Consider the following 4291-nt stretch of genomic DNA (forward strand, 5'->3'; position numbering starts at 1 on the left):
ACATATAACCATCGTGTACCTTGCCATCATAAGGACTATAATAGTACGGCTTGCCATCTTTTCCATACTCAAAAAACTGGTGCGAAAACAGGTTGGCGTGATACATGCACGAGTAAAAAGTAGCTTTTTGATCTTCCGTACCGCCTTCAATGGCCATGCGGCCAAGCAACTGGTTCCACACTTTATCGGCCGCTTTGTGGGTATCATCAAATGATTTATACTTACCTAATTCGCTTGTTAGTGTAAGTTCGGCTTGTTCAGGGCTGATATAGGACGAAGCTACTTTGGCCTGTACGGTTTCGCCATCTTTAAATTTGAGATATGCGCCAACTCCTTCACCCTCTGCTGCTTCGTTTTTAGCAGCAAGCGTATTCTTTTTATTTTCCCAGGTACCGTAACCGGCAAAAGGTTTATCAAAAACAATAACAATGTAATTCTTGAAATCTTTAGGTGCCCAGCGGCAGTTATTTACGTAGCCGGTTATCTTATGTTCGGCAGGGATGATCTTTACACCGCTCATTTTGGTGTAGCCATCTAAAACAAGGTATGAAGCCTTGCCTTTGGGGAAAGAGAACCGCAAATGTGCGCCCCGTTCGGTCGGCGACATTTCGGTAGTAATATTATTATCGAGCTTTACTTTGTAATAGCTTGGTTGAGCTATTTCGTTATCGTGGCTGAATGAGGCTGCCCTTTCATCTTCATTTACAACCAACTTACCGGTAACCGGCATCAACGAAAACACAGCATAATCATTTACCCATGAGCTACACTGGTGCGACTGCTGAAAACCGCGAATGGTATGTTCAAAATACTGGTACTTCCAGCCATCGCCATTTTTACCGGTTTGTGGTGTCCAGGTGTTCATCCCAAAAGGAAGCGAAGTAGCCGGATAAGTATTACCATACGAAAACTCATATTTGGTATTGGTGCCCTGCCGGGTATTCACATATTTAACAAGATTGCTTTCCTGGGCAAACAGGTTTCCGGTATAAATAAGCGCTGCGGCGCAAACAAGCGAGCGTATGTTCATTGGTTTATAAATTGATAAAACACTAATTCCTCTAATTGCAACGAATTGACGCGAATGCCGATCTCAGATTAAAACATTCGTGCAATTCGCTAAAATTTAGAACCATTCGTGTTCATTAAATTCGTGTAATTCGTCTTAATTCGAGCCTATTCGTGTTCATTCTATTCGTGCTCATTAAATTCCACCCTGATAAATCTTGGCCTGTACAGGTTAGGGTATTTCTTCAGGTCGTTTAAAAAATCAACGGAGTTAATGTTATAGCTGATCAGCAATTCACCGGGTTTCGATAAGCTTGGATGTGCTTTGGCATTATAAACCACAAATGTTTTAGCGGTGAGATCGGGCTTGCAATCCCATAATTTAATGATCGGGCCAAATGGACCTACCGGGCTCGCGCCTATACGCATCCCCACCGATGTGGTCATCCCCCCTACCTGGAATATCAAAGCATAGCGGCCATCCGGCAGCGGACTAAAACTCAGCTCGTTTGATACGTTGTTGGTTACATTGGCAACCTGCTGCATATCGCTTACCCATGTTGTACCGTTGTAAAAAGTCCATTTGCTGTAGTCTTCAAAGTCTTTAGGTAATACCCGGGCGACCATCAGATGTTTGGCCATGCCACGTACCCCGTAAACGTAAATGTAACCATCGGGCTTTGGTGCGCCGGCTTCTTTGGTGTTTACATAGATCCCTGCACCAAACGAACCGCTTTCGCCTTTTTCATCCATCAGGTAAAACGGCGTGTCCATTTGCTTTAAATCTTTGTAAGGTGGCTTACTTTTCGCCGGGATTTTTATAAGTGTGTTGCCAACTTCCCTAAAGCCAAATGCCTCATTGCTTACATTATGTACCCTGTACCCAAAAATGTAGATATCGTTATTTAATGCCTGGTTTACAAAGCCGTCGCCGAGCCAGTAATAGTCTGTTGGGCCGGTATTAGGTGTATGCGGAACAAAAAGCGGCTCAGCAATTCCTTTGGCATTTTTATCCCAGTAAAATTTTATCTGCTTATCTAAGGGTTCATTACCATTAAGTACGGCTACAGCATTATGGATCATGACCGCTCCCGGGGCCATGGTGTTATCACACACCGCGCCTATCATGCTATCGCTAAAAATGAAAAGCACTTTATCTTTGGCTTTTGCCCGGCCCGTCTCCTTGCCATTTAAGGGGATTGTATAAATGCCATCCCCTCCAAACCAGCCCGAATCACGCTTTAACAAGGCCGACCACTCAGGCGCAGCTTCAACCTTAAATTTGATATCGGTTAGATTAACGGTATCGGCTTTTTGGGCAAAAGCACTGTTGATGGAAACCAAAGCCGAACAAGCTAAATAAACAAGCGTAATTTTTTTCATTAAATGATATTTATGATACAGGCAAATGTTTGTGGTGATGGCTTTTATGCTTAAGAAGCAATGCCACAAAACCGGTTAATCCCCCCATCAGCATTAAAAAACCAATGAACCCGGCCTGGGTAAATGGCAAACCTAAAAAATGATAAACGGGGTTTATGCGGATCTGTTCTATCAAAAAACGTTCGGTGCCATTAAGTACAAGGTACAGGAAAAACATACAACCGGGTGTAATTATCCGTTTACGAAAAAAACACATCAGCAAAAACATGCCAATACACAATGTGGCCTCGTAAAACGGAGTTGGGTACACCGGATTAGCCAGCTGGTTACAATAATTACCTAAGCAACCGGGTATGGGTGTTCCCAAATTTATAGCATTGTGCGGATAATTAAAAGCCCACATCCAATTGGGCAGCCAGTTCAAAATGCCGGGTTTTATGTGTGTATTAACCTTGCCCCAATCACCATCACCGGCCAACTGACAACCTATACGGCCAATGCCGTAGGCCAGCATCATCCCGGGCGAGCCAATATCAGCAAGGTGCACCAGTTTCATTTTATGTCTGTACCCAATGTAGAGGTATGCGAGCGCACCAAAGATCAGTCCCCCGTAATAAGCAAAACCATTGGCAGAAAATAATGTACCTAAGGGATCATACCTCAACCGGCCAAAATGCTCAACAACATCAAACAGTTTAGCGCCAATGAAACCAAAAAATCCAACGCTGAAAACAATGAAGCCCATTAACTGGTAAGGATGCACGGTGTGTTCTGTTGTTTGTGGTTCAGGCAATACTAATTTCTTTCTGTCGCGGTAAATCCAGAAGGCAAATGCGCCGCCAATAAGGATTCCGGCTGTTAAATTTCCATGAAACGACAGCATATATGCCCGCGGGTTTGTCGCAAAAACCTGATAATTAAAAACTGCCCCGAAAAGCTTAAAGCCGAATAAAAAGCCGGGCAAAAAATTGACGATCATTTCAACTGCGGATGCAGGCTTTCCAATTACCGCCTTCCGCTTAAATGCGTTGATTTTCCCGAGAGCCTCATATCTTTTAAATTCTGAAGTAAAAACAATGTAGGCGAACAAAAAAGCCAAAGCCATAAAAAAACCAAGCGTCTGGATAGGAAACCCGATCCGGATATGGAAGAGATAAAATATCAGATCGCCAATGGTTGGAAACATGTCCTAAATTAAAGTTTATCTGCCAAAACAAAAAGGAAGCCGGTACCTCGTCGCCGGCTCCTTAAGGTTTACGTATTGGTTATTAAAAACCTGCCTGGATGCCTAAATTGATCACCCGCTGGTTAATGTATGCATCACCCGCTGTATTGGTGGCTATCTCCGGATCCTGTTGGTATTTTTTGTAGTTATCAAACGTTAATAAATTATAAGCACTCATGTAAATACGGGCATTATTGATCTTAAACGGTAACAATTTAGTCGGTAACTGATAGCCGATATCAACCGTTTTTAAACGAACGTAATGCGCATTTACTAACCAGTAATCAGAAAAATAAGCTGTGGGACTATTTACCGAAGTTGGATTGGTACCTAACCTTGGGAATGCAGCATTAACCGGGTTATCGGGAGTCCAGCGTTCCTGGTGAATAGGCTGAAACTGGCTTTGGAAAGGTTCGATACCTGTACCGATAACGGCGAAACTGTAGTTGAACGATCCCTGCAAAAGTACACTTACGCTGAAGCCTTTATAAACAGCCTGTAACGATAAACCAAGAATAGTATTGGGCAGGTTAGGATTACCGATAGCTCTTTTATCGAATACGTTAATAACCCCATCGCCGTTCAGGTCCTGATATTTCAGATCGCCAGGTTGCAAAGGGATCCCGTTATCAGGCACAGGAACCGATTTACTTCCTGAATTGATGGCGGCAATAT

At 43.3% G+C, this 4291-nt stretch carries 3 protein-coding genes and 1 pseudogene; all 4 read right to left on the reverse strand.

Annotated elements, in window-relative coordinates:
• The coding region (locus VF500_RS23400) for a glycoside hydrolase domain-containing protein (protein WP_330861988.1) at nt 1-1030 on the reverse strand (1030 nt) is incomplete at its 3' end.
• A 161-nt stretch (nt 1031-1191) separates the two neighbouring features.
• Entirely contained in the window at nt 1192-2391 is a 1200-nt protein-coding gene (locus tag VF500_RS23405; protein ID WP_330861989.1) for a DUF4185 domain-containing protein, read from the reverse strand.
• Between the two features lie 10 nt (nt 2392-2401).
• Nucleotides 2402-3577, reverse strand: a complete 1176-nt coding sequence (locus VF500_RS23410) for a prolipoprotein diacylglyceryl transferase (protein ID WP_330861990.1) — start codon at nt 3575-3577, stop codon at nt 2402-2404.
• 82 nt (nt 3578-3659) lie between these two features.
• Nucleotides 3660-4291: pseudogene (locus VF500_RS23415) on the reverse strand (TonB-dependent receptor); the annotation flags it as partial.

The sequence above is a fragment of the Mucilaginibacter sp. genome, from assembly GCF_036383575.1.
Classification (GTDB): domain Bacteria; phylum Bacteroidota; class Bacteroidia; order Sphingobacteriales; family Sphingobacteriaceae; genus Mucilaginibacter.

Coding starts and splice junctions, on each gene's coding strand:
- VF500_RS23405 (WP_330861989.1), bottom strand. CDS start 2,391: ATGAAAAAAATTACGCTTGTTTATTTAGCTTGTTCGGCTTTGGTTTCC.
- VF500_RS23410 (WP_330861990.1), bottom strand. CDS start 3,577: ATGTTTCCAACCATTGGCGATCTGATATTTTATCTCTTCCATATCCGG.